Source organism: Streptomyces sp. TE5632, assembly GCF_054061295.1.
Window position 1 is genome coordinate 167635 of record NZ_JBSSEA010000001.1, and the last position, 23460, is coordinate 191094.

Consider the following 23460-nt stretch of genomic DNA (forward strand, 5'->3'; position numbering starts at 1 on the left):
TGTCAAGCTGCCGTAGTCACCGGTGGCGCCACTTCGTAGCACCGTCGGTCGCGGATCAGGGCCCAGATGACGTTGACGCGCCGGCGGGCAAGGGCGAGCACGGCCTGGACGTGCTTCTTCCCCTCGGCGCGTTTACGGTCGTAGAACTTCCGCGAGTTCGGGTCATAGCGGACGCTGACCAGCGCGGAGGTGTAAAAAACGCGCTGAAGTTTTCGGTGATAGACGAGCGGCCGGTGAAGGTTGCCGCTGACCTTGCCCGAGTCGCGCGGTCTGGGGCGACGCCGGCGAAGGCCGCCAGGGCGTCCGGGGAGTCGAACTCGTCCAGGCCGCCGCGGACGGCGGCGAGGAACTCCGCTCCCAGAACCGTGCCGATGCCCGGGACGCTCAGAAGGATGTCGGCGAGCTCGTGCTCGCGAAACCGGCCCTCGATGAGCTTGTCCAGCTCACGGATCTGCTCGTTGAGGGCCATCACCTCCTCGGCCAGGGTGTGGACCAGCCTGGCGATGGTCTTCTCCCCGGGGACGGCGGTGTGCTGGCGCTCGGCGGCCTCGACCGCCGCCTCGGCCAGGGCTCTGGCGTTGCGGACCTTGCGGTTGGCCAGCCACTTCGCAAGCCGCGCGATGCCGGCCCGGCGGATCGCGGCCGGCGTCTGGTAACCCGTCAGCAGCCTGAGCGGGCCGGTGTTGGTCACATCCAGGGCCCGCTCCAGGGCCGGGAACATGCTCAGCAGGGTGCCGCGCAGGCGGTTCACCACGCGGGTGCGGTCCTCGACCAGGTCGGCCCGGCGCCCGGTCAGCAGCTTGAGCTCGACGGCCGTCTCGTCACCGGGGCGGATGGGCCGCAGGTCGCGGCGCATTCTGGCCTGGTCGGCGATCACGTAGGCGTCGCGGGCGTCGGTCTTGCCCTCGCCGCGGTAGCCGTCGGATGCCCGGTTGACCAGCCGGCCGGGCATGTAGAGGACCTCCTGGCCGTGGTTGACCAGCAAGGCCAGCAGCAGTGCCGGCTCTCCGCCGGTCATGTCGATGGCCCAGGTGACCTCACGGCCGTCGGCCAGGTCCAGGACGTCACCGATCAGCTTCAGCAGCTCGGGCTCGTCGTTGGCCACCCGCCGCGACAACAGGGTCTTGCCGTCCGCGTCCAGAACAAGGCCGTGGTGATGGCCCTTGCCGCTGTCGATCCCCGCCCATATCCGGCTCATCGTGCTCCTGACGTGCGTGTTCGTACTGCTCGTGCCACGGACGACTTCGCTGGCATTGCTCTACACAGCGACTTGTTCGCACTTCCTAATCGGCGGCCGAGTCGTCGTGGGGCGCCGGGCGGCGAAGCAAGGGAAGCCACGAGACGGCAGCCGCCTGATAGCCACACCCAGCACCCCTGGGCGACCCAACCCTACGAATGGCTCGATCAACCCGATCAAGAAGGTAGAGCGCCGCCTGAGCCGGGCGCGACGCCCCGCTCAGGCCACTCCCAGGCCTTCCAGCACGACCGCACCCGGCAGTTCGGCGAAGGCCTTGCCCGGCACGAGGAGTTTGCCCTGGCGGCGCCCGCTGCCGACCAGCACGTACGGCAGGTCGACGACGGCCGCGTCCACCAGCACCGGCCAGTCGGCCGGGAGCCCGATCGGGGTGATGCCCCCGTACTCCATACCGCTCTCCCCCGTGGCCGTGTCCATCGGGGCGAACGACGCCTTGCGTGCGCCGAGCCGGCGGCGCACGACCCCGTTGACGTCGGCCCGGGTGGTGGACAGGACGAGGCACGCGGCGAGGGTGGTCTCGCCGCCGCGCCTGCCCGCCACCACCACGCAGTTCGCCGACCGCTCCAGCAGGTCCTGGCCGTAGTGCTCCACGAAGACGGCGGTGTCGGCCCAGCGCGGGTCCGTGTCGACGTAGAGGATCTGCTCGGCGGGGACGCTGCCGGTCCAGGCACGGACGGCCGCGGCGACCGGCGCAATGAGCTCGTCGAGGCAGTCGCGGGCGGGGATGGCGTGGTCGAAGGAGCCGATGGGTGCGCGCATGGCGGCACCGTAACAGCCGCTCGGCGGGCGCCGGTGGGGCGTCTCAGCGCACGGGCGGGACCGAGACCGCCATGACCATCTCCATGGGTTCGGCACCCTGGTTGCCGTAGGTGTGCGGGGTGTCGGCCTCGAAGGAGGCGCTGGCGCCGGCCGGGACGCGGTGCTCCGTGCCGTCGACGGTGAGCGTCAGCTCCCCGGCCGTGACGTGGAGCAGCTCGACCGTGCCGGCCGGGTGCGGGTCGGAGTCGCTGCTCTCGCCCGGCATGAGACGCCAGTCCCACATCTCCACCGGTCCGGGGGCCTCGGTGCCCGCGAGCAGCCGGTTCCAGCTGCCGGCCTCGGTGTGCCAGAGCCGTACGGCCCGGTCGGCGGGGACGATACGGACCCTGGGGCCCCGCTCGTAGTCGAGCAGGGTGGTGATGCTGACGCCGAGCGCGTCGCCGATCTTGACGACGGTGCCGATGCTCGGGTTGGTGCGGGCCTGCTCGATCTGGATGAGCATGCCGCGGCTCACTCCGGCCCGCGCCGCGAGCGCGTCCAGGGTGAAGGCCCGCTCGGTGCGCCAGCGCTTGACGTTGCGCGCCAGCGACTGGGTCAGCAGGTCGAGATCCGACACGTTCCGTCCAATATTCCGGATGACAGCGTTCAACTCGTTCGACTGCGGTGCGGTGCACCCGATCGTCCACCGAACTGTACTGCGCGCCCCGCCGTGGCAGCGGCCTTCGCCCTGGCCACCGGCCTGTTGGGAGCGGGGGTCAGCTCTCGGGCTCCAGCTCGACCAGCCGGACCGGTTCCTTGGCGTCCTCGGTGCCCTCGGTGCCCTCGGTGCCCAGCGTCGCCAGCGCCCGCAGTTGCTCCGGGGTGACGCCCTCCGGGATCGGCACCGGTGCCGGAGTGCGCAGCGGCGGCTGCCATCCGTCGGCCGGGGTCCAGCGGCGTACGACGCGGGCCGGGGCGCCCGCGACCACGGCGTGGTCGGGCACCGTGCCCCGGACCACCGCGCCCGCGGCCACCACCACGTTCCGCCCGATCCGCGCGCCCGGCAGGATCACCGCCCCGGTGCCGATCCAGCAGCCGGGACCGATCTCCACCGGGTCCATCCGCGGCCACTGCTTGCCGATGGGCTCGTGTGGATCGTCGTAGGAGTGGTTGGTGGACGTGACGTAGACGTACGGCCCGAAGTAGCAGTCGCTGCCGATGGTGACGCTGGTGTCGGCGATGACATGGCTGCCGCGGCCCAGGACGACGCCGTCACCGAGGCGCAGGATCGGGGCGGGGCCCAGCTCCAGACCGGGCATCAGGCCGGCGGTGAGGGTGACCTGTTCGCCGATGATGCAGTGGGCGCCGAGATGGATCCAGGGCTCACCGAAGACGGTGCCGAGCGGGAAGGCCAGCCTGGTGCCCGTTCCCATCGCGCCGAAGCGGAAGCGGCCGGGGTGCTCGGCGGTCACCGAGCCCGTGCGCTGCGCCCACGCCCAGCCCGCGTGGACGGCGCGCTGCGCGAGGCGGCGCAGCCAGGACGAGAACGCGTTCCTGCTCTTCGGCACCCGCTCACCGTAGTCGGCGGGCGTGCCGCCGAAGCGCCGGACGCCCTGTGATCTTCACCCCACCGTGTCGGCGTACGGTGCCTGACATCACCCGACCAGGAGGCGACGATGACGCACAGGGCACTGATCACAGGTATCGGCGGCAGGCAGCCGCAGGTGGACCGGGAGGCCTTCGTGGCACCCACCGCCACGGTGATCGGGGACGTGACACTGCGGGCGGGCACCAGTGTCTGGTACGGCGCGGTCCTGCGCGGTGACGTGGAGAGCATCTCCGTCGGCGCGAGCAGCAACGTCCAGGACAACTGCACGCTGCACGCCGACCCCGGCTTCCCCGTCACCGTCGGCGAGCGGGTCTCCATCGGGCACAACGCCGTGGTGCACGGGGCGACGGTCGGGGACGACTGCCTGATCGGCATGGGTGCCACGGTGCTCAACGGCGCGGTGATCGGCGCCGGTTCCCTGGTGGCCGCACAGGCGCTGGTGCCGCAGGGCATGGAGGTGCCGCCGGGCTCCCTCGTCGCGGGGGTCCCGGCGAAGGTCCGGCGGGAGCTCACGGAGGAGGAGCGTGCGGGACTGACGCTCAACGGGACGAGGTACGCGGAACTGGCGAAGGCGCACCGCGACGCGCACGGCACGGCCTAGGACGGGACCGGGGCACCCTCCGGCGCCCCGGTGCCGCCTTCTGCCGGATCAGTCGTGCGCGACGACGGCGACGGGTGCCGCGGAGTGGTGCAGCACGGCGTGGGCGATGGGTCCGACGCGGATGCCGAACGGGTTTCGGCGGACGCGGCGGCCGACCACGACGAGCGAGGACTCCCGGGACGCCTCGATCAGCCGGATGGACGGGCTGCCACCGAAGGACTCCTCCGTCACCTCGACGTCCCCGAACTCCGCCCGCCAGGGGACGAGTACCTTCGTCAGCGTCGCGGCCTGCTCCGCGCTGACCTTCTGGTACATGTCCGGGTCGGCCGGCAGCCCGTGGACGTAGTACGGCGGCAGGTTCCAGCCGTGCACGACGCGCAGGCCGGTGCCCCGCCGGGCCGCCTCGGCGAACGCGAACCGGATCACCGCGTCGTCGGGCCGGTCGGCGTCCACGCCGAGGAGGACGGGCCGGTAGCGGGTCGCGGCGGACGGGATGCCCGTGGAGTCCGGCTCGTGCTCGTCGGCGGCCTGCTCCCCGGCGCGGACCAGGACGACGGGCCGCTCGGCACGGGCCACGACGGCGAGACCGACGGAGCCGACCAGGAATCCGGCGAAGGCGCCCATCCCCCGGGAGCCCAGCACGAGCAGTTCGGCGTCCTCGGCCGCCTTGGTGAGAACCTCGTGGGGCCGGCCGGCGACCTGCTCCGCGGCGACCTCGATGCCGGGGTGGCGCAGCCGCAGCCCCTCGGCGGCCTCACTCCGCGCACTGTCCCAGTCATCGGCGGAGGAGCTCTCCGCGCCGAGGAACAGTGCCTGGGCCACAGGCTCCGGAAGGGGCTCGCGGATCTCGAGCAGCCGCAGTGGCAGACCACGGAGTTTCGCCTCGCGGGCCGCCCATTCGGCCGCGGCCCGGCTCTCGGCCGAACCGTCGAAGCCGACCGTGATGGTGCGGGACATGAAGTGCGCCTCCTGTTGTCGGTGGGATCATCCACAGCGTCCGGCGGGAGAATAGCCTGACGACAGGGACCGCAGGTCCCCCACGGGTGCCGAAGGTCCCGCCCCGTGGAGAAGGGAGCGCCCGGGCCACCGGGTCCCACCGGCGTGCGGGACCGGCCTCGCACGGGACGGACGTGCGGCATCAGGGCCGTACGGCCCATGGCCACGGACGGGGTTCCGCAGGAGGCTGAGATCACAACGGCAGTTCCCGCACCCCGTATGGGAGGTCCGCGATGTTCGCTCCCCCGTCCCCCAGCATGCCGCGCGCTCTGCCCGCCGAGCACCGGGTGAAACTCCTGCAGACCGCTCGGGAGGTGTCCTTCCCGCAGGGGGCCCGGCTGTTCGAGGAGGGTGGCCACGCGGACCGGTTCTGGGTGATCCGTACCGGCACCATCGAACTCGACATGCACGTGCCCGGCTGCCGGGCCGCCGTCATCGAACGTCTCGGCCACAACGAACTCGTCGGCTGGTCCTGGCTGTACAGCCCGCACGTCTGGCATCTGGGCGCCGAGGCCGCCACTCCGGTGCGGGCCTACGAGTTCGACGTCGCGGCGGTGCACGCGCTGGGCAAGGAGGAGCCGGCCCTCGGGCGGGACCTCTCCCAGTGGGTGGGCAACGTGGTCTCCCACCGGCTGCACGCCGCCCGGGTCCGGCTGCTGGACCTGTACGGCCCTTACGGGGCGGGCAGCGGCGTCTGAACCGAACCCGCCACCGCCGCCCGCCGCCGGCCCATCCTCTTGGTCAGCCGTTGGGGCGGAGGGTCCAGACGACCGTCATCTCCCCGGTCACGGCGCCGTCCTCGCGCCGGATGGCGATCGACACCGGGAACTCGGGACGCCGGCCCTCGTCCAGTTCCGCCACGACCTCGGCGGCCGGGCGGCCGAGGGTCGCGGTGGCGGTGACCGGGCCCATCGCCAGCTTCTTGTAGGCGATCTCGGCGCGGACCGCCAGCGGTACGGCCCGCGCGAGCTGGTCCCCGAAGGCGGCGAGCACGATGGCGCCGCTCGCCGACTCACCGAGGGTGAACATGGCACCGGCGTGCGGACCGCCCACGTGGTTGTGGTAGTCGCCCTGATCCGGCAGGGACACCACGGCCCGCTCCGAAGTGGTCTCCAGGAACTCGAGGTTGAGGGTCCGGGCCATGGGCACCGTGGCGGCGAGCATCTCGCCGATGGTCATCTGGTCTTGGCTCATGACCGCATGTTACCCACGAGTAGAACATGCTGGCCAGGCTCCGGGTCCACCCTCCGACGGCCCGCCGCACGGCGCTCACCCCTGGTTGCTACGTCCCTGTCAAAGGGCAGTGACCTAATCGTTTCACTGGCAGGACTAGGGTGGCTGACCATGTGGCCAGGAAACCAGCCGCCCGGGGGCGAGCAGAACCCGCAGTCGAACAATCCGTATCAGCAGCCGGGGTACCAGCAGCCGAATCCGTATCAGCAGCCCGGTGCCCAGCAGCCCAACCCCTACGCACAGCAGCAACAGCAGTGGGGGACGCCGCCCACCGTGGGCATGCCCCAGCAGCCGCAGGGCGGGGGCGGCGGGAACCGGACGAAGCTGGTGGCCGTCGTGGCGGCGACGGCTGTGGTCGTGGCCGCCGGTGTCACCGGTTTCCTGGTACTGGGCGGCGACAAGGACGACACGGCCGACAAGAAGGACGGAAAGCCGTCCGTGAGCGCGTCCGAGGACCCGTCCCCGGAGCCGAGCACATCCGAATCCGGCTCCGGCTCCGAGGACAACCCGCGGGGCGGTGAGGCGGAGAAGGCGACCGTTCCGGGCTGGCAGGTCGTCACGAACACCCGTTTCGGCACCAAGTTCGACGTCCCGGCCGACTGGGAGATCGAGACCCCCGACACCAGCGTGGGCTTCGAGTGGGAGAAGGAGGACGGTGAGATGGACCGCACCAGCGTCACCGCCCCGGCCTATCTGAAGTCCAAGTGGTGCACGAGCGACGACGACAAGGACGGCCGCGAGGAGGACACCTCCCTCGTCACCGCCGGAACCCGTGGTGAGAACGGCGCCAAGACCACTGACATGGCGGCGGAGACCCGTGTGCCGTGGTGGATCTTCGGCGGTTACACGCAGCCCGACAAGAAGAGCGTGAAGGCGGAGAAGCCGAAGGCGTACACGACCGCCTCGGGCCTCAAGGGCAGCGTCGCCACCGCGCACTCAGAGGGCACGCCGCAGAAGGGCAAGTGCGACAGCGAGGGCAAGGCGATCACCTTCGCGTTCAAGAACGGCGCCGGGGACTTCGTCACCTGGAACCTGTACGGCGCCAAGGGCGTCAAGGACGAGATCCCGGAGGCGACCGTGCAGAAGATCCTCAGCACGGTACGGCTCACCGAGGAACCGCCGACCGAGTCGTGACGGAGCCGTAGCGGACGACGGACCGCGGGAAACGGACGAAGCAGCCCTCGGCACATTTGGCAAGTCGGCCACCTCCCGGCGATAGTCACGGTGTGCCGACCATCGATTCCCGTCGCCGTCCCGCCTGGGCGGGCCGCAACTACACGCTGCTGACCGCGTCCGCGGTGGTGACGAGCCTGGGCAGTCACGGTGCGCTGATCGCCTCCGCGTTCGCGGTGCTGGCCGCGGGCGGGGACGCCGGCGACGTGGGCCTGGTGGCCGCCGCCCGCACCTTGCCGCTGGTGCTGTTCCTGCTGATCGGCGGTGTCGTCGCGGACCGGCTGCCGCGCCACCATGTGATGGTCGCGGCCAATGTCCTGAACTGCCTCTCGCAGGCCGCGTTCGCGGCCCTCGTGCTGGCCGGTGAGGCCCAGCTGTGGCAGATGATGCTGCTCAGCGGCCTGGGCGGAGTCGGCCAGGCGTTCTTCGGCCCCGCCGCCGAGGGCATGCTGCTCTCCTCGGTCGAGGGCGAACAGGCCGGCCGGGCGTTCGCGGTGTTCCGGATGGCGATGCAGGGCGCGACGCTCGGCGGCGCCGCCCTGGGCGGCCTCATGATCGCCGTGATGGGGCCGGGCTGGGTGCTCGCGGCGGACGCGGCCGCCTTCGCGGTCGCGGCGGCGCTGCGCACCTTCCTCGACGTGAAGCACATCCCGCCGCGCGCGCCGGGCGGCGGTCTGCTCGCCGACCTCCGGGACGGGTGGCGGGAGTTCTCCGGCCGACCCTGGCTGTGGGGCATCGTCATCCAGTTCTCCATCGCCAACGCGGTCGTCGGTGCCGCCGACGCGGTCTACGGTCCGCTCGTGGCCCGGGACCATCTGGGCGGTGCCGCGCCGTGGGGCCTGGCCCTGGCCTTCTTCGGCGGGGGCACGGTGCTGGGAGCGCTGCTGATGACGCGCTGGAAACCGCGCCGCCTGCTGTTCGTCGGCACCCTGTGCGTGTTCCCGCTGGCCCTGCCGTCCGCCGCGCTCGCCGTTCCGGTACCGGTGGCGGTGCTGTGCGTGGTGATGTTCGTGACCGGCGTGAGTGTGGAGGTGTTCGGCGTCTCCTGGATGACGGCCCTGCACCAGGAGATACCGGAGGAGAAACTCTCCCGGGTGTCGGCCTACGACTGGTTCGGCTCGGTGGCGCTGGTGCCGGCCACGATGGCGCTGGCGGGCCCCGCCGAGTCGGCGTTCGGCCGCACGGAGGCGCTGTGGGGCTGCGCCGCGCTGGTCGTCGTGGTCACGGCGGCGGTGCTGTGCGTGCCGGACGTGCGCAACCTGCGCCGCCGGACCGTGCCCGTCGCCGGGGCGGTCCGGGGCACCGAGTCAGCCGATGCCGAACGCCCCGTCGGGGAGTTCGACACGGGCCTCTGACCTGCGCTTTTCCTCCGACCTGCGCAGACGTCACCCGCTTCAACCCGGATCGGCCCGTTCCGGGCCGCGTTCGGCCGTTCCGGCGCGGCGTGGTGTTCCCGCGGGAACACCACCTGGGAACGGTGAACTCGTAGCTGCCTGACCTGCGGCTACCCCCTCCGGGCGCTGCGAGCCAGCACCGGCCGCCAAGTTGACCAGAAGAAGGCCCCCCGGGCCCCCGGCTGTTGCACCAACACGCCAACGGCCCCGGCTTTCCGCCAGTGAACGGACGGCCGGGGCAGGGAACCTCACCTCTCAGGGTCCTCGTGCAACGCTGCTGCCAGACTTGCGGCGCTCGGGCGTCTGCTCGGATCCGGGGACAGCACCGCGATCCGGCCCGCGCTCACTCCGGTCGCCTCGGTGATGATCTGGCTCACCCGCAGGTGGCTGCCCTGCTCGATGCCCTTCATCAGCGACACGATCACGGTGTCGGGCCCGATGTGCGGTGCCCACGTGGCAAGGTTGGTGCGCAGGGTTTGCGCAGGGATGGACAGCACCAGGAAGTCCACGCCCGCGAGCGCGGCGGCCGGGTCGGTCGTCGCGGCCAGGATTATCTTGGGTTCCTAAATGACGTCAGGCATGTAAGGCAAGTAGGGTAGTTCTGTACTTGCCTCACAGGTATCCAAGGGATGTTAGCCTCGAAGTTTCGTGACGAGCCGCCGACGAAGTCGGTGGCTCGTCTTCGTGCCGTGGACTGAGGCGGGGCAGGTTGAGGGCCCGAGTGTCGTCTCGGGTGGACGCCGGGTTCCACTGCTCCGGCTGGAGGGTTCTCTCGTCGGGACGGGTGAAGGTCCGCTGGTCAGCCGGGGTCCAGCAGGAGTGCGAGCCGGTTGAGTGCGGTGGTGATGTGGCTGGTGAAGGGCCAGTGCCGGGCCAGGCGGAGGATTCGCCGGCGGCCGGTGGTGACGAGCTGTCCGGCCGCGCTGAACAGCCGGAGCCGTAGTCGGCGGGGTTCCCAGAGCCGGGCCTTGCCGGTCAGGGCGAGCATCGGCATCCAGGCCAGCAGGTCGAGCGCGATCTGCACGATCTCCAGCCAGATCCGGTTCTGGGCGGTGCGGTGCAGGGGCAGGTTGCGCAGGCCGGTGGCCCGGGCGGCCCGGATGCGGTCCTCGGCCCTCGCCCGCAGCCGGTGACGCAGCTCGAGTTCGGCGATCGGCCGGCCCGATGTGTTGGTGGCGAAGCAGGTCAGACGCATGCCGTCCGCGTCCGTGAGCCGCAACTGGGCCCCGGGATGCGGTCTTTCCTTCCTGACGATCAGCCGCATCCCCTTGGGCCAGCCGTGAAGGACGTCGCCGGTGAGTTCGGCCACCCAGGCGCCGTCGCGGATCTCGCCGTCCGCCTCGGCGGCCGGCGTCCAGGCCAATCCAGGAACCTGCAGCACATGCTGGTGGATCGCGTCGGTGATCACCATGCCGACCGAGTAGGACAGCCACCGTCCCCGCCGGGCGAGCCAGGCGACGAAGTCGTGGGTGCCACCCGCGGAATCGGTGCGGATCAGGGTCTGACGTCCGCGACGGTACTTCTTCGGCAGTTGTGCCAGGGCCAGTTGGGCGGCGGTGATGTGGTCGGTGGCGGTGTTCGAGCCCGCGTTCCCGGGCCTGAGCAGGGCTGCCATCGGCTCTCCGGTGCCGCCCGGCCCGTGATCGACGAACCCCATCAGCGGGTGGTGGCCCCAGGTCCGCTTCCAGGTCGGGGCCGCATCCTCCTTGTCGGAGTGCGCGATCACCAGCACCCCGCCGAGATCGACGGTCACCGTCCCGTCGGCATCGGGCGCTTCCCGCTCGGCCAACCGCCAGACTCGTTCGCGTGCTTCGGCCCGCGCGGCCCGGACGGCCTGCAGAGCTCGGTCGCCGGAAGAGGCGAGGGTGTCGATCAGGCGGGAGACCGTCGGGTCGGAGGCCACCGGCCCGAACACGGCCGGCTCGGCCCGCAGCATGCCCACATCGGCAAGGCAGTCCCCGCCCAGCGCGACCGCCAGCGCGACGTCCAGCAGCATCTTCCCCGGATCGTGGACGGCCCGCGGCTTCCGCCACGGCGTCAGCGCCGCCGATATCGCGGTGTCCAAACCGGCCTTGCGGACGGTCTCGACCAGCAGCACGCCCCCAGCCAGGGAGATCACCGCCCGGCCGCCGCCCTCGATACGGACACGCGGGTAGGACCCGATACGCTTCCTCACCTGGAGAGTGCTTCTTCCCGTGCAGCCAAAAGGACCCTAGACAAGTCCCATCGTTACAGGTCAGGAGCACTCTCCGCTTATTTGATCAAGCCTCGGACACGCCACCTCGTGAAAGCGCGAGGTTAGGCACGTTGGCTACGTCTGCTGTCCTGTACCGGCACTACCGAGCCGAGCGGGCCATATCGGGGGATGGTTCTACGTACTGGGTCGTGGTCGACGAGTCCTTCGAACTGCACACCGAGGCGTGCGCGTGGCTGGCGGGGCTCAGGAGCGACGACCGCGCGTACAACACCCAGCGCACGTACGCGGGCCAGATCGCCCTGTACCTGTCGTACTGCACCGAGAACGGGGTCGACTGGGCTAGCCCTAGCCTGGCTCAACTCATGGCGACCATGCGGTGGTTGGTGGATGAGCAGCTGCCGCCGAAGGGACGCCGCCCGAACCCCGAGCCACGCTTTCGCGACAAGGGCACGGCCAACAAGATCATGGGCACGGTCGGGGAGTTCCTGACGTGGTCCGCGCTTCAGGGCTGGGTGCCGCAGACCGTGGTGAGCACGCTCGTGCAGCCTAAGTTCCTGCACTACACCCCGCCCGGGTTCGATCAGGACGAGGACGGGCAGCACCGTACGATCCAGGCCCGGAGGATCAAGTACCGCGTGGCGGTGCCGGGTTACGAGTGGCTGTCCGACGAGCAGATCGAGAAGGTCCTCGACTGCACGACGCACGCCCGCGACCGGTTCCTGGTGGCCCTGCTGGCGGTAACCGGCATGCGGATCGGCGAGGGGCTGGGCCTGCGGCGCGAGGACATGCACTTCCTGCCCGACTCGACCTCGCTGGGCTGCCGCGTCGAGGGTCCGCACGTGCATGTGCGGCGCCGCCTGAACAGCAACAACGCCTATGCCAAGTCGCATTACCCGCGGTGGATTCCGGTGGAGGCCGAGACCGTGGAGCTGTACGCCGCCTACCGCTACGAGCGCGACGCGGTACCGGAGGCGGAGGGCTGCGACATGGTGTTCGTGAACCTGTTCCGCGCCCCGCTGGGCGAGCCGATGAAGTACCCGAGCACGTATGAGCTGTTCAAACGGCTCGCGGCCCGCGCCGGGTTCCGTGCCCGCCCGCACATGCTGCGGCACTCGGCGATCACGCGGTGGGTCCGCAACAAGGTGCCCCGGGACGTGTGCCAGAACATGGCCGGGCATCAGTCACCGCAGTCAATGGACCCCTACACCCACGCAACCGACTAGGACAAGCGCGACGCCGTCAAGCGGGTGGCCGCCAAGAGGAAGGAAGCCCGTCAGTGACGGTGTCCGACAACGTCGTCCCGCTCCACCAGCCGCGACGGGACGCTGAACGTGCGGCAGACGGTCTGCCGCCGAAGGTCCTGATCGAGTGGACGGCCTGGCTGCGCGAGCGGATCGAGCCGGCCTGGCGAATGGGCGAATGGGACGCCGAGGTACACCTGTTCAGCGGCGATGTCGATCACGCGGGCACGGCCGTCTACCGGTGCGGTGTGGCCGCCTGCGACGCGCTCACCCGCATCCGGCCGCCGGGATCGCTTCCTGGGCCCGCGGCCACTGGATCATCGAGAGCACCGTCCAGTGGACCAAGAACGTCACCTTCGCCGAGGACGCCAGCCAGGTCCGACGTCACCACACCCCGGCCGTCATGAGCGCCTTGCGCGACCTGACCCGCGGCCCTCGACCGGGCCGGCTGGACCAACATCGCCAGCGGCCGACGCGCTCACACCAGCCCCAACGCCACCCTCAACCTGCACGGCATTCCATGATCAAAACGGGCGAACGGGATTCTCCCCGGGGCCCTGCGCCCAGGCTCTACAGGACGGTGCGCACCGGGTCGTGGTAGCGCGGGTTTGGGTACTTGGGCTCAAACCCGCGCTCACGGGACAGCACCGCGGGGAGAGCTACCTGCACTCAGACTTGGGCAGCAGCTTATTGCCCTCGCCCAGCGGCGAGTCACCAAGACCCCAACCGGACCAGAAGACCCCCAGGGAGGCCACCGGCTTACCGCTCGGTGCAGTCACGAGGAACTCTGATACGTACTTTTGCCCGCCGGCCGTTTTCCCTTTAACCAGGAGAACGCGCCCACCATCCGTAGTCTTGGTGTGCGGAACAACAGCACTGCGGACAACTCGTGGCGCACCTTGTGGCTCAAGGCAGCGACCCCGGACCGACTCTTCCCACGCGTCTTCACACGCCTGACGCTGCAGCGAGAACTTCCCACAGAACTCGTGAGCACTGCTCGCTGGGGCTTGGGCAGAAACGCTCTGGAGCACCTGCCGCGCCTGTTCTTCAGTGACCACTCGCGATCCAGCACTCTTTTTAGCTGCCGACGGCGAGCCGTTTGAACCTGAGCACCCGACTGCAAGAAAGGCTAGAAGCGCGGCAACCGCTGCCGTTTTGTACCTGGGTCGAATCATCCCTCACCTCAGATTGGCGGCTAGGCCGACGGGGTTTAAACCGGGTTTGCGTTAGAGTTGATCCAGTGAGTCCACTTCGGGCGCCCAGAATTCTGACCCACATATACAGAAACCTGGTGCGCAGTTCCACGGGTGGACGTTGCGGTCCCCTTCCAGTAACTGCTCATCTTACCGGCTTCGGCATACTTGTAAATGAGCTGCTTCTCGCACACGTCAAAGCTTTGACTAACCGAGACATTTTTTAGCGACACAGAGGCACTCCGTGCGCGGCAGTCGTTTCGATCCTGACTTGCATTTGGTGCCCAGTCTAGCCAACGCACGGTAGGGCCGCTCGTGTTTCTCTTCACTCCATGCCCACAGGACTGGAGGCGCCACGACCCACGTCCGTCGCAGGTACTCTTCGCGAACTTGGAGTAGTAATTCCAATCCGGATTTCCGTCGTATCTTTCTACGTAATTCTTGTAGCAGCTGTCGTTCCAGCTGGTATAGTAGGAGTTGCCAGCGAAGTCCTTGTACTGCTTCTTTCGGGTGAAGCAATCACCCGCGATCATCTGTGCGTACGGGCGAGTGGCGGCTCGGACGGATGCCCCTTCCTGGGGCGGGTCGTCCTGCTCGGCATCGGTCCCGTACGTCGGCTCGTCCCATAGGAGGTTCGGTTCGCAATCCGCCTCCGCAGTCACTTGTGTTTTCGCGACCTCTGGGTCCGCGGGCTGCTGATCCAGATCTTCATTTGCGGCATATCTAATCTTCATCGCATTTCCCGGCAGGACGAGCGTTTCGGTGTCGTTTTCGCAAGCGCCGGAACCCCCCAATGCCTGCTCGATTTTCTCCAGATCCACCCTGTATACGCGATACTTCTTCTTGAGTTCGTCAGTGGTGCTTCGAGCCGTTGTGGCAGCCAGGTCGGCGCTGTTCCGGTCGATGAACTGTGTCAGCTCCGCCTCTGCGGCGACGGTCATTGTTAGGTCGGTAGAGTTTTCCGCCGAAATCAAAACCTCGCCGGCCATCGGTTCCACCTCGGCCGCCTGAGCTGACGTACCTGCGGACATGCCTGCCACGACTAGTGAAAGCGCAGCGGATGAGACGAGCGAACCTCGAATCGAGAATTTCACAGACCCCCCCGGGTATAGTAACCGACAATTGGTCGCACCATGAATCTCTCCCGAATGGGTATTGCTCTCTTCGGGAGCGATGTGATCGTACGAAGAATCATGCCCACCTGTACAGTGTTCGCGTTCACACTTGAGGAAGATCTGAGGTTTCTCGATAGCGATTTCCAGCAGAACGCAAAACCGGCTGACCGGTGTTCCATTTCGAGCCAATGGCTTGATCTGCTGGGCGCAGTCGATAAACAGGCCCCGGGCAGGGCTTCGGCGTAGTCGACTACCGTCTGGTTTACGGCGGTTCGACACCTCGTCGCGGAGTCGACAGCAGGACAGGCACGGCCATCCAAGATCATGGAGTTCTCCACGTTCCGCGATCCACCAGGAAGACCGTGCCTGCCGACGCATCATCGCCGATCCCGCCCGCCGATCCCGCCCGCCCTTGACCAGTTGAGCTGAGACAGCAGGATGCGATCACTCCTGCGGAGGTTCCGGGCCTCCTGGAACGCCTGGCCGGCGTCCCGGACCCGCGGGATCCTCGCCGTCTCCACCACGGCCTTGCGGTGGTGCTCTCGCTGACCGCGTGCGCGGTGCTGACCGGCGCGACCTCGCTCCTGACCGTCGGCGAGTGGATCACGGACTCCCCGCCTCACTACTGGAACGACTCGGAGTCCGCTCCGATCCACTCAATCCACGCCGATCTCTGCCCGCGGAATCCACGGTGCGACGCCTGCTGGCCCGCGTCGACGGCGACGCACTCGACGCCGCACTGGGGCGCTGGCTCACCGACCGCCGCCCACCACCAGCGAAGAAGTCGCAGTTGAGAGGCTGGCCGTGGACGGAAAGAGCCTGCGGGGTGCGGCGAAGGCCAAGGGCAGGAAGATCCATCTGCTGGCCGCCCGCGACCACACCACCGTCTTGGTCCTGGCCCAGCGAGACGTGGGTGAGAAGACGAACGAGATCACCTGCTTCCAGCCGCGGCTGGACACGGTCACCGATCTCGCGGGAGTCGTGGTCACCAGCGATGCCCTGCACACGCAGGTCGACCACGCCACCTACCTCCTCGGACGCGACGCCCACTACATCGTGATCGTCAAGGGCAACCGGAAGGCTCTCCGCAAGCAGGTGAAGTCCCTGCGGTGGAAGGAGATCCCGCTGCAAGGGCGGACGAAGGAGCAGGGGCACGGACGCGGCGAGATTCGCCGCATCAAGGTCGCCACCGTGAGCAACCTGCTCCTCCCCGGCGCCCGGCAGGCCATTCAGATCCGGCGTCGACGTACCGACCGCAAGACCGGGAAGATCACGATCAAGACCGTGACCGCCGCCACGAGCCTCGGCGCCGAGCAGGCCGGACCCCGCGAGATCGCCCAACTCGTACGTGACCACTGGGCAGTCGAGGCCCTGCACCACGTCAGGGACACCACGTTCGCCGAGGACGCCTTCCATCTGCGGACCGGCAACGCGCCCTGGGCCATGGCCGGCTTCCGCAACCTCGCCATCGGCGCGCTCCGGCTGACCGGAACCACGAACATTGCCGCCGACCTGCGCCGCAACGCACGCCGGCCCGAACGCCCCCTCACGCTCCTCGGCCTCACATGATCACGAGACTGGCATCTATCGACTACGCCGAAGCCCTGGGTGCTGCCTGTAGTCGCGCGCAGCCACGCTCTGCCGCAGTAGGTGTCAACGCAGGGCGACGGGGCGAGACGGATGGTCTGCGGCTGCTGGAACGTAGGCGTATAGGTGAGGTCTTGATGGCCTTCGTGCCGGGTTCGACGAGATGGGGTCGCGTGCGGGGCGGCTGGGTGAGGTGGCGGCGCACCGACCTCTCGCACATGCCTAACTTGCCTTACAGCTCTTCAGCTCGCTCATCTGCGTAGATACTTGACAACACTAGATAACGTCGGCGGCGGGCAGCTCGACGTCCGGGAAGTACCCAGGATTCACGTGCGTCGAGTTGATCGCGTCTGCGATCTCACGGCGCCGGGCATGATGATCACGCTCGTGCCGGCGTCCGCCATGATCTTCCCCACGGCGGTGCCCCAGGACCCGGCCGAGAACACTGCCGCACGGACGGAATGGTGCTGGCTCACTGCGGGGTCCTTTCGTCAGGGGGGCGGCCGGGCCCGGGAAGCCCGCCCGACGTCTTCCAAATGATCACCCGGGCTCACACGTCGGCCTGGTTGACGAACCCCAGAGACGACAGTCCTTCCGCGATGCACAGCCGATCCGAGGCTCCTCCCACCTCGGTCTGCAGGAGTTGGTACGCCGCGCCGTGCTCATGCCCCCACCGCATCGCCGCGCGCCACAGGGCCCGCCCATAGCCGTGCCCGCGGTGCTCCGGCAGCACGCCGAAGTACTGCGGCAGCAGCCGCGCCCGACCCCCGTGGTCGGGCATTTTCTCCATGGGGCCGATAGCGCCGGCCACCCGGCCGTCATGCAGCACGGTGAGCACGGGCCCTACCGTCCCGGCCCGCAGGTGCCCGTACAGGAACAGGAAGCCGCCCGCGGCCATCGTCTCCGCGAACACGGCGAACCCGGCATCCTCGGGCAGGTGCGCGTACTCCTGGACCGGCACCTCCGGCCCTGCCTCCGGCCCGGTGAACTCCTTGAGCTGGACGCGGGTCCCGCCCCGGACGTACGCCTCCGGCTGCTCCGCGTCGAGGAACCACACGATCCGCACCCTCCCTGCGCCGTGCGTGGCCGCGAGCTTCCGCGCCAGGTCCGCGCCCGCGGACAGACTGCCGCGGGCCGCCCCGTACACGTGGACCTTGACCATGCCGGCGCCGCGCTCCACCAGCGTGGGGACAAGGGTCCGGTCCGGGCCGTGCTCGACGGCGTCAACCAGGACGCGCTCCTCCTTCCTGGACGACCAGCGGCGGTCCTTGTCGTACGGGAGGAAGCCGCCCGTGCCGGCGGCCTCCAGCGCCGCATGGAAGAGGTCGGGGAGCGGGCTGTCCGGGTAGACGGGGCCGAGGGTCGGCACGTACGGCACGGGCATCACGGGCTCGATCCAGTCCCAGCGGAAGTGCATGGCCGCACGCTACCCACGCCGCGCACACGCCGCAGGCCCCGGCGCGAACTCGCCGGGGCCTGCGGTGTCACCCGCCCGTCAGGAACCGGAAGGCGGCTGCCCGCCTCGGGAGGGCCCGGCGGGCGGGCCCTCCCCTTCAGCGGGTCAGAGCCCGAGCATCTTGGCCAGGAACTCGGCATTTGCGCCGATGTCGTGGCCGAGGACCACACCGTGGTGAGGCAGCGCGGCCAGCCGCCGGGCGACCTCCCGGCGGGACGCCTCGGCCCCGCCCCCGTCCACCCCCACCAGACCGAACACGTCCGGGTACCGGTCCTCGGTCGCCCCGCTCATGAAGTCCGCCTCGCCCAGGGTGCGGCCGGTGTCCTCCTCGGCCGGGACCGCGTCGGCCTCGATGCGGGGGAACACCAGGGCCGCGGCCTCGCCCTCGGTCGCCAGGGGCACCTCGAACCAGCTCGTGAACTGGTGCGGGAACACCTGCGCCTTCAGCTCCTTACCGCGCTCCCACAACGGCGTGCGGTCCCCCGCGAGGAGCGCCTGAGTTACTCGCTCATCCTGCGTCGGGTGGAGCGCGTCGCCGCACTCCAGCCCTGCGCGGGCGATCCCGAACCAGCCGAGTTCCTCCAGCAGCCCGAGACCGACCGCGGCGGCCGCCGGCCACGGCAGGACATCCACCCCGCCGCGGTCGTTGGACCGGACGAACACGCGGTCGTTCGCGAGCAGCCCGAGCCCGTGACGGGCCACCAGGGCGAGCGCCGTGGTCGTCTTCCCCGCGCCCTTGCTGCCGAACGTCAACACGGTGCGGCCGTCCTCGGTAACGACAGCCGAGGCGTGCAGCACCGCCCACCCGTCCCTCAGTAGCTGACCGCGCATCACCTCGCGGGCCAGGCGCGCGGTCGCCGTGGCGACGCCCTCGGTGTCGCGACCGATGACGTCCAGCCGTCCCGTGCCCGGCTCGGACCGGTAGGCGAGGCCCTGCTCCGGCCCGACGGCCCGGATGACACCCGAGGAAACATCACGGGCGACGAGGAGCTGAGCCCGCGCGTAGGCGGTGCTCGTGTGGGGGGCCTGCGTCACCGCGAACGACACGTCGTCGTACCGGTCGCCGTCCACGGTCGCGGTGACCAGGGGCCCGGCGCAGACACCCTCCGCCGGCACCTCGGCCGCCTTCCACCACGAGCCGAAGTACCGGGCCGACCAGTCGGTGACGGCCCGCTCGGGCGAGACGACGGTCACGGACGTGCCGGCGCTCTCCAGGCGTACGGCGTGAGCAGCCATGATCCATTCCTTCCGGGAATCGGTTGCAACGGGACGCCACGCACCGCCGGATACGCGGCGCGCAGCTTGGCATGGGCGGCCTCCCACTGCCGGGTCTCTTCCCACCCGCGGAAGCCGGGGCCACTGCCGTTCACTCACGGGTGCCGCGCCTCATGCAGCGAAGCCCAGGTACGTGCCGACTGTGAGGCCTGAGAACGTGATGAGTTGACGAGGCTTCAGGCACGTAAAGGCGACGTGCATCCCGATGCCGGCGGCGACGGCGTACGGCATCGTCTGCTCAACGAGCAGCGCCGGCGGTAGTGCGATCTCCAAGGCGATGACGACGGCCGAGACGAGCCGCCACAGGCGGACGTCGCGGTCGGTGAGGTTGCCCATGTAGCGGCGGACGATGCCGGGGACGGCGTACTGGCGGCGGTAGGGGAGCCGCTCGCGCACCTGGCTGTAGACGTGCACCCACTGCGCGAGGTACAGCCCGCTGCGGAACTGCGGGGACCGGAGTTTCTGCCAAGCAGAGTTCCAATAGATGTCCGTGGTGACCACGACCATGAGGACCTGCGCCCACGTGTTCGCCGTGCTGGAGCCATGCGCGATGTGCAGGCCGGTGCCGAGGTCCCCGGCGAGCAGCAGGCAGGCACCCGTGAGCAGGGTGTAACGGACGGCGTTCGGGCTCTTGAGGTAGAGCAACTCCATCGCGGCCCCGGCCAGGACCAGCAGCAGCGCCAGGCGGGGGGCGACGCCGACGGCCAGGGCGACAGCCGCGGCGGTGCGGACGATCAGCGCAGGCCGGTAGACCGCGACCAGCAGCCGGGCACGCGCCGGGCCGAAGCGCTGTTCGGCCACGTGGGCACTGAGCGAGCCGGGGGCGAGGCGGTCCCAGCCGCCTTGACTGAAGGAGAGCGCGAACCTCGCGGTGATCACGGCCCCGAACACGATCCGGAAGGCCTGCAAGCGCGCGGGGTCGGTGGGGTGCTGAAACCCGGAGGCGAGGGCGTCAAAGAACCACACGGCTGTTCCTGACCTCGACGGACTGCTCGCCGTGCGCGGACAGCACGCGGCCGTGGCCGTCGACCCTGGCGTAACGGCCGGACGCCACTAGGTGGTTGACGATCGTCTGGAGCTGCGGCGGGCCGAGGATGAACGAGCCCGGAGACAACCAGTCGTAGACGTTCACCGGCTCGGTACGGCCGTCCTTGGTGGTACCGGTGAGCGTGATGATCGTGAACGTGGCCCGGCAGAACATCTTCCAGCGCATCCAGCGGCCGGGTAGAGGTGTAAAGCCGGTGACCATCCACACGACCAGGGCGACCGTGACGGCGGCCTGGACAGCGGGCAGCACGAAACCGTGCATGAGGAAGCCTCCGAGAACAGGGAGGGTGAAGGTGTGGGCGAGTGGCCCGCAGGCGGGGCCGCTCCGGGGTCAGCGCTCAGGCTTGGGAGGCCGCTGCATCAGCGCGGCCGCCGCCTCGTCGAGGCTGATCTTCTCTTGCAGCAGGGCGGCCATCACCTCGGTGATCGGCATCTCCACATCGTGGACGTGGGCCAGGTCGAGGATCGCGGTGGCGGACTTCACGCCCTCGGTGGTCTGCCGGGTGGCGGCCGTCGCCTCCGCGATGGTCATGCCCTGACCGAGGCGGGTGCCGAAGGTGCGGTTCCGGGACAGCGGGGACGAGCAGGTGGCCACCAGGTCGCCCAGGCCGGAGAGCCCGGCCAGCGTTGCGGGGTGGGCGCCCATGCGGACCGCGAGGCGGGTGGTCTCCGCCAGGCCGCGGGTGATGAGCACCGCGGTGGCGTTGTCGCCCAAGCCCATGCCGACGGCGATACCGACCGCGAGGGCGATGACGTTCTTCACCGCACCACCCATCTCGCAGCCGATCACGTCGGTGCTGGTGTACGGGCGGAAGTACGAGGCGTGACAGGCCTTCTGGAAGCGGCGCGCGGCGTCCTCGTCGGGGCAGGCGATGGTCGCGGCGGCGGGCTGGCCTTCCATGATCTCGCGTGCGAGGTTCGGCCCGGACAGCACCGCGATCCGGTCGGCGGGAACGCCGGTCACCTGCGCGATGACCTGGCTCGCTCGCCGCCCGGTGTCCGTCTCGATGCCCTTCATCAGCGACACGATCACGGCATGGCTGGGGATGTGCGGTGCCCAGTCAGCAAGGTTGGCCCGCAGGGACTGGGCGGGGATGGACAGCACGACGTAGTCGGCGCCCTCCAGCGCTGCAGCCGGATCGGTCGTCGCGGTCAGGCAGGCGGGCAGGTCGACATCTGGGAAGTAGCCCGGGTTGCGGCGGCGGGTGTTGATCGCGTCGGCGATCTCGCTGCGGCGGGCGTGCACGATCACGTCGGTGCCGGCGTCGGCCATGATCTTGGCGACGGCGGTGCCCCAGGAGCCGGCCGAGAACACCGCCGCACGGGCGCGGGGCTGGCTCATCGGGTGGTCCTCTCACTGGGGGCGGGGCCGTCGTCGGGGCGCCGACCGGGCCGGGTCATCATATCGATCGCGCCGGGCTCGGCCGGTGAGGTTGCGGGCCGTCGGAGGGTCAGGAGGACCGCGCGGCGGCCGGGGAGCGCGGGCAGTATCCGGTGGGCCTCGCCGAGCATGCGCTCCGCCTGGACGTCGCCGAGGTCGCGCCGTAGCTCGTCGGCGTGGCTGATCCACTGCCGGTAGAGCCGTCCCCACATCTCGGGCTCGTCGGGCCGCTCGTCGACGTGTTCCACGATGAGCCCGGCGGCGCGGGCCTGCTCCTCCCAGACGGGTTCGGCCCCGCGCCGCAGGGCCCGGGTGAGGACCAGCCGGGCGCCGGGCGCCAGGATCCGGCCGAGTTCACGCACGGCCTGGCCCCGGTCCGCAGCGCGGCTGAGGGCATCCACGCAGACCACGCCGTGAGCGCAGCCGTCCGGTAGCCCAGTGGCCTCCAGCCCAGCGACGCGGAAGGCGGCCCGCCCGGTGGGGAGGAACTGCCCGCTGCGGCCGCTGGCCTGAGCGACGGCGACGCTCGAGAGGTCGAAGCCGAGCAGGCGGGCGGAGAGGGCCCGGGCCAGCCACAGCCCGATGCCGCCGGTGCCACATCCCGCGTCCACGAGGAGCTGACCGGGCCGCATCCGCAGCCGGGCCGTCATCAGCCCGAGGAGGGGCCAGTCACAGGAGCTGGAGGCGGCGACCTCTGCCGGGTAGTCCTCCCCGAGCGCCGCGGCGTAGAGGCTGGCGACCAGCGTGGTGCGCGCCCGTGCGGCGTGGAACGCGTCGAACTGGGCGGCGGCCGTGGACACAGGCGGCGCGGTGTCGTGTGTGGTGGTGGGGTGTGTCATCGGGGCATCGCCCTCCTGATCCGCGAGTGGGTGCCGGGACAAATCACCTGGACGGCGTGGATGGGATCGCCCTCGTCGGACAGGTCCAGGGCCACCGGCTCATGACCGGTGACGTCCTCGACCAGCCGCGCCACCTGCCCGGCTTGGTCGGCGAAGCCTCCTCGTACCGAGGAGAACCGGGCCGTCGCCTCCGGCCACGGGGCAAGCCCCTCGGCCCGTGCCGGGCGGAAGGACAGGGCGTCGAGCGGGGCGGGATCGCTGGCGAGGTCGTCCCGGGTCCCGGCGATGGCCGTCAGCCGCGACTGGGCGGCCTCGGTCACCGCCCGGGTCATCGCGATGACCGGGGTGATGTGGCAGCCTCCACCAGCGAACACGACCGGGAGGTCCTCCGACCACAGGTAGGCCAGGCACACCGGCAGCCCGTACGGGCCGTCAACGAGGGCCAGTTCCACCGCCATCCCCGCGGCCGTCAGCCGGTCGACGATCTCCCGGCCGTAGGGGTCCTCGACCGTCCTGGGGTCGATCAGCGTCCGCTGCTGCCCGCCGGACTGCCCGTCCCGGTAGAGGACGTCCCGCTCCACGACCTCGAGCAAGGCGTGCAACAGTGCCTCGCCCCTCGTGTTGCCGCAGGCCAGGCCGGTACTGGTCGCGCGCAGGAGATCCGGGCACCACTCGGGGCGCTGCGCCCGCCGGCGGACCAGGTCCACGGGCAGGAGCGTTTTCGCCCCGCTCACCAGGCCGGTGCCGGGTGTCCATTCCCACACCACCCGGGCAAGGGCGCGCTCCTCGTAGGGGACGGTCAGCGGCAGCGCGGCCACCGGGCAGCCGGGGGCCACCTCCTCCGCCGGGCCGTACGCCACGATGGGGAGTGGCTGTTCCACGTGCCACAACTCGATCGCCTCCAGCACGGCCGACAGCCGCGCAAGGAGGTCTGTGGCGCCCTTGCCCTGGGATGTGCTCAGGGTCCGGGAGGCGGGCCGGATCGCCGTCCACACCGGCAACCCGATGCAGTCCAGGCCGGTCAGCCGGGCGACCCGGGTGATACCGAACGCGGGCAGCCGCCCGGCCACTAATTGCCACGTCTCCTCAGGGGACCGAGCGCGTACCGTGCCCGGCAGCTCCACCAAGCC

21 protein-coding genes and 5 pseudogenes are annotated in these 23460 nt (G+C 70.0%); 8 read left to right on the forward strand and 18 right to left on the reverse strand.

What is annotated here, in order from left to right; translation table 11 throughout:
* Positions 1–2: 2 nt before the first annotated feature.
* The 4 genes and pseudogenes from ACVW19_RS00790 to ACVW19_RS00805 form a co-directional block, all read right to left on the reverse strand.
* A pseudogene (locus ACVW19_RS00790) lies at positions 3–1198 on the reverse strand (IS110 family RNA-guided transposase).
* 258 nt (positions 1199–1456) lie between these two features.
* A complete protein-coding gene (locus ACVW19_RS00795; protein ID WP_457455570.1) occupies positions 1457–2014 on the reverse strand; it encodes a YbaK/EbsC family protein in 558 nt (185 codons plus the stop codon).
* A 43-nt stretch (positions 2015–2057) separates the two neighbouring features.
* Positions 2058–2630 carry a helix-turn-helix domain-containing protein gene (locus ACVW19_RS00800; protein WP_457455572.1) on the reverse strand — a complete coding sequence of 191 codons (573 nt, stop codon included), beginning with the start codon at positions 2628–2630 and terminating at the stop codon, positions 2058–2060.
* Between the two features lie 139 nt (positions 2631–2769).
* A complete protein-coding gene (locus tag ACVW19_RS00805) occupies positions 2770–3561 on the reverse strand; it encodes an acyltransferase (protein ID WP_457455573.1) in 792 nt (263 codons plus the stop codon).
* A 108-nt stretch (positions 3562–3669) separates the two neighbouring features.
* On the opposite strand from ACVW19_RS00805, the gene ACVW19_RS00810 reads away from it, so the two are divergent.
* Complete coding sequence (locus ACVW19_RS00810; protein ID WP_457455575.1) at positions 3670–4203, forward strand: gamma carbonic anhydrase family protein; 534 nt, start codon at positions 3670–3672, stop codon at positions 4201–4203.
* Positions 4204–4251: 48 nt separating this feature from the next.
* Here ACVW19_RS00810 and ACVW19_RS00815 read toward each other — a convergent pair whose 3' ends face one another.
* Entirely contained in the window at positions 4252–5160 is a 909-nt protein-coding gene (locus ACVW19_RS00815) for a universal stress protein (RefSeq protein WP_457455577.1), read from the reverse strand.
* A 272-nt stretch (positions 5161–5432) separates the two neighbouring features.
* On the opposite strand from ACVW19_RS00815, the gene ACVW19_RS00820 reads away from it, so the two are divergent.
* Entirely contained in the window at positions 5433–5897 is a 465-nt protein-coding gene (locus tag ACVW19_RS00820; protein WP_457455579.1) for a Crp/Fnr family transcriptional regulator, read from the forward strand.
* A gap of 43 nt (positions 5898–5940) precedes the next feature.
* On the opposite strand, the gene ACVW19_RS00825 is transcribed toward ACVW19_RS00820, so the two are convergent.
* Positions 5941–6378 carry a DUF4442 domain-containing protein gene (locus ACVW19_RS00825; RefSeq protein ID WP_457456040.1) on the reverse strand — a complete coding sequence of 146 codons (438 nt, stop codon included), beginning with the start codon at positions 6376–6378 and terminating at the stop codon, positions 5941–5943.
* A 165-nt stretch (positions 6379–6543) separates the two neighbouring features.
* Here ACVW19_RS00825 and ACVW19_RS00830 point away from each other — a divergent pair, with 165 nt between their 5' ends.
* Together ACVW19_RS00830 and ACVW19_RS00835 are read left to right on the forward strand one after the other, a co-directional pair.
* Positions 6544–7566, forward strand: a complete 1023-nt coding sequence (locus ACVW19_RS00830) for a hypothetical protein (protein WP_457455580.1) — start codon at positions 6544–6546, stop codon at positions 7564–7566.
* 92 nt (positions 7567–7658) lie between these two features.
* The gene (locus ACVW19_RS00835; protein ID WP_457455582.1) at positions 7659–8960 is read left to right on the forward strand and encodes an MFS transporter; all 1302 of its coding nucleotides are present in this window, start codon (positions 7659–7661) and stop codon (positions 8958–8960) included.
* Positions 8961–9274: 314 nt separating this feature from the next.
* Here the strand turns inward: ACVW19_RS00835 and ACVW19_RS00840 are convergent.
* Positions 9275–9547: pseudogene (locus ACVW19_RS00840) on the reverse strand (NAD(P)H-dependent glycerol-3-phosphate dehydrogenase); the annotation flags it as partial.
* A gap of 251 nt (positions 9548–9798) precedes the next feature.
* Positions 9799–11175, reverse strand: coding sequence for an IS1380 family transposase (locus ACVW19_RS00845; RefSeq protein WP_457455584.1), 1377 nt, complete (start codon positions 11173–11175; stop codon positions 9799–9801).
* Positions 11176–11429: 254 nt separating this feature from the next.
* Here ACVW19_RS00845 and ACVW19_RS00850 point away from each other — a divergent pair, with 254 nt between their 5' ends.
* A complete protein-coding gene (locus ACVW19_RS00850) occupies positions 11430–12419 on the forward strand; it encodes a tyrosine-type recombinase/integrase (RefSeq protein ID WP_457456042.1) in 990 nt (329 codons plus the stop codon).
* 50 nt (positions 12420–12469) lie between these two features.
* On the opposite strand, the gene ACVW19_RS00855 is transcribed toward ACVW19_RS00850, so the two are convergent.
* Positions 12470–12658 (reverse strand): hypothetical protein, encoded by a 189-nt coding sequence (locus ACVW19_RS00855; RefSeq protein WP_457455586.1) that lies wholly within the window; start codon positions 12656–12658, stop codon positions 12470–12472.
* Between the two features lie 59 nt (positions 12659–12717).
* On the opposite strand from ACVW19_RS00855, the pseudogene ACVW19_RS00860 reads away from it, so the two are divergent.
* Positions 12718–12961 (forward strand): annotated as a pseudogene (locus ACVW19_RS00860) (ISAs1 family transposase); the annotation flags it as partial.
* A gap of 686 nt (positions 12962–13647) precedes the next feature.
* On the opposite strand, the gene ACVW19_RS00865 reads toward ACVW19_RS00860, so the two are convergent.
* On the reverse strand, positions 13648–14619 hold the full coding sequence (locus tag ACVW19_RS00865; protein ID WP_457455588.1) for a hypothetical protein: 972 nt from the start codon (positions 14617–14619) through the stop codon (positions 13648–13650).
* Between the two features lie 659 nt (positions 14620–15278).
* On the opposite strand from ACVW19_RS00865, the gene ACVW19_RS00870 reads away from it, so the two are divergent.
* Both ACVW19_RS00870 and ACVW19_RS00875 read left to right on the forward strand, forming a co-directional pair.
* The gene (locus ACVW19_RS00870) at positions 15279–15539 is read left to right on the forward strand and encodes a hypothetical protein (protein ID WP_457455590.1); all 261 of its coding nucleotides are present in this window, start codon (positions 15279–15281) and stop codon (positions 15537–15539) included.
* 10 nt (positions 15540–15549) lie between these two features.
* Positions 15550–16155: pseudogene (locus ACVW19_RS00875) on the forward strand (ISAs1 family transposase); the annotation flags it as partial.
* A 471-nt stretch (positions 16156–16626) separates the two neighbouring features.
* On the opposite strand, the pseudogene ACVW19_RS00880 reads toward ACVW19_RS00875, so the two are convergent.
* The 8 genes and pseudogenes from ACVW19_RS00880 to ACVW19_RS00915 all read right to left on the reverse strand — a co-directional run.
* Positions 16627–16808, reverse strand: a pseudogene (locus tag ACVW19_RS00880) (NAD(P)H-dependent glycerol-3-phosphate dehydrogenase); the annotation flags it as partial.
* 74 nt (positions 16809–16882) lie between these two features.
* Entirely contained in the window at positions 16883–17749 is an 867-nt protein-coding gene (locus ACVW19_RS00885) for a GNAT family N-acetyltransferase (RefSeq protein WP_457455591.1), read from the reverse strand.
* Between the two features lie 144 nt (positions 17750–17893).
* Positions 17894–19024: a hypothetical protein gene (locus ACVW19_RS00890; RefSeq protein WP_457455593.1), complete on the reverse strand. Its 1131-nt coding sequence runs from the start codon at positions 19022–19024 to the stop codon at positions 17894–17896.
* Between the two features lie 150 nt (positions 19025–19174).
* Positions 19175–20029, reverse strand: coding sequence for a hypothetical protein (locus ACVW19_RS00895; protein WP_457455594.1), 855 nt, complete (start codon positions 20027–20029; stop codon positions 19175–19177).
* On the reverse strand, positions 20016–20372 hold the full coding sequence (locus ACVW19_RS00900) for a hypothetical protein (protein WP_457455595.1): 357 nt from the start codon (positions 20370–20372) through the stop codon (positions 20016–20018). Before ACVW19_RS00900 ends, ACVW19_RS00895 begins: the two co-directional genes overlap by 14 nt.
* Positions 20373–20441: 69 nt before the next feature.
* Positions 20442–21452: an NAD(P)H-dependent glycerol-3-phosphate dehydrogenase gene (locus tag ACVW19_RS00905; RefSeq protein ID WP_457455597.1), complete on the reverse strand. Its 1011-nt coding sequence runs from the start codon at positions 21450–21452 to the stop codon at positions 20442–20444.
* Positions 21449–22330 carry a class I SAM-dependent methyltransferase gene (locus tag ACVW19_RS00910; RefSeq protein WP_457455598.1) on the reverse strand — a complete coding sequence of 294 codons (882 nt, stop codon included), beginning with the start codon at positions 22328–22330 and terminating at the stop codon, positions 21449–21451. The genes ACVW19_RS00905 and ACVW19_RS00910 overlap by 4 nt, the downstream gene beginning before the upstream one ends.
* Positions 22327–23457: a YcaO-like family protein gene (locus ACVW19_RS00915; RefSeq protein ID WP_457455600.1), complete on the reverse strand. Its 1131-nt coding sequence runs from the start codon at positions 23455–23457 to the stop codon at positions 22327–22329. Before ACVW19_RS00915 ends, ACVW19_RS00910 begins: the two co-directional genes overlap by 4 nt.
* Positions 23458–23460: the final 3 nt, after the last annotated feature.

Coding starts and splice junctions, on each gene's coding strand:
- ACVW19_RS00825 (WP_457456040.1), bottom strand. CDS start 6,378: ATGACCATCGGCGAGATGCTCGCCGCCACGGTGCCCATGGCCCGGACC.
- ACVW19_RS00830 (WP_457455580.1), top strand. CDS start 6,544: ATGTGGCCAGGAAACCAGCCGCCCGGGGGCGAGCAGAACCCGCAGTCG.
- ACVW19_RS00820 (WP_457455579.1), top strand. CDS start 5,433: ATGTTCGCTCCCCCGTCCCCCAGCATGCCGCGCGCTCTGCCCGCCGAG.
- ACVW19_RS00885 (WP_457455591.1), bottom strand. CDS start 17,749: ATGCACTTCCGCTGGGACTGGATCGAGCCCGTGATGCCCGTGCCGTAC.
- ACVW19_RS00810 (WP_457455575.1), top strand. CDS start 3,670: ATGACGCACAGGGCACTGATCACAGGTATCGGCGGCAGGCAGCCGCAG.
- ACVW19_RS00900 (WP_457455595.1), bottom strand. CDS start 20,372: ATGCACGGTTTCGTGCTGCCCGCTGTCCAGGCCGCCGTCACGGTCGCC.
- ACVW19_RS00795 (WP_457455570.1), bottom strand. CDS start 2,014: ATGCGCGCACCCATCGGCTCCTTCGACCACGCCATCCCCGCCCGCGAC.
- ACVW19_RS00865 (WP_457455588.1), bottom strand. CDS start 14,619: ATGGCCGGCGAGGTTTTGATTTCGGCGGAAAACTCTACCGACCTAACA.
- ACVW19_RS00905 (WP_457455597.1), bottom strand. CDS start 21,452: ATGAGCCAGCCCCGCGCCCGTGCGGCGGTGTTCTCGGCCGGCTCCTGG.
- ACVW19_RS00910 (WP_457455598.1), bottom strand. CDS start 22,330: ATGACACACCCCACCACCACACACGACACCGCGCCGCCTGTGTCCACG.
- ACVW19_RS00890 (WP_457455593.1), bottom strand. CDS start 19,024: ATGGCTGCTCACGCCGTACGCCTGGAGAGCGCCGGCACGTCCGTGACC.
- ACVW19_RS00815 (WP_457455577.1), bottom strand. CDS start 5,160: ATGTCCCGCACCATCACGGTCGGCTTCGACGGTTCGGCCGAGAGCCGG.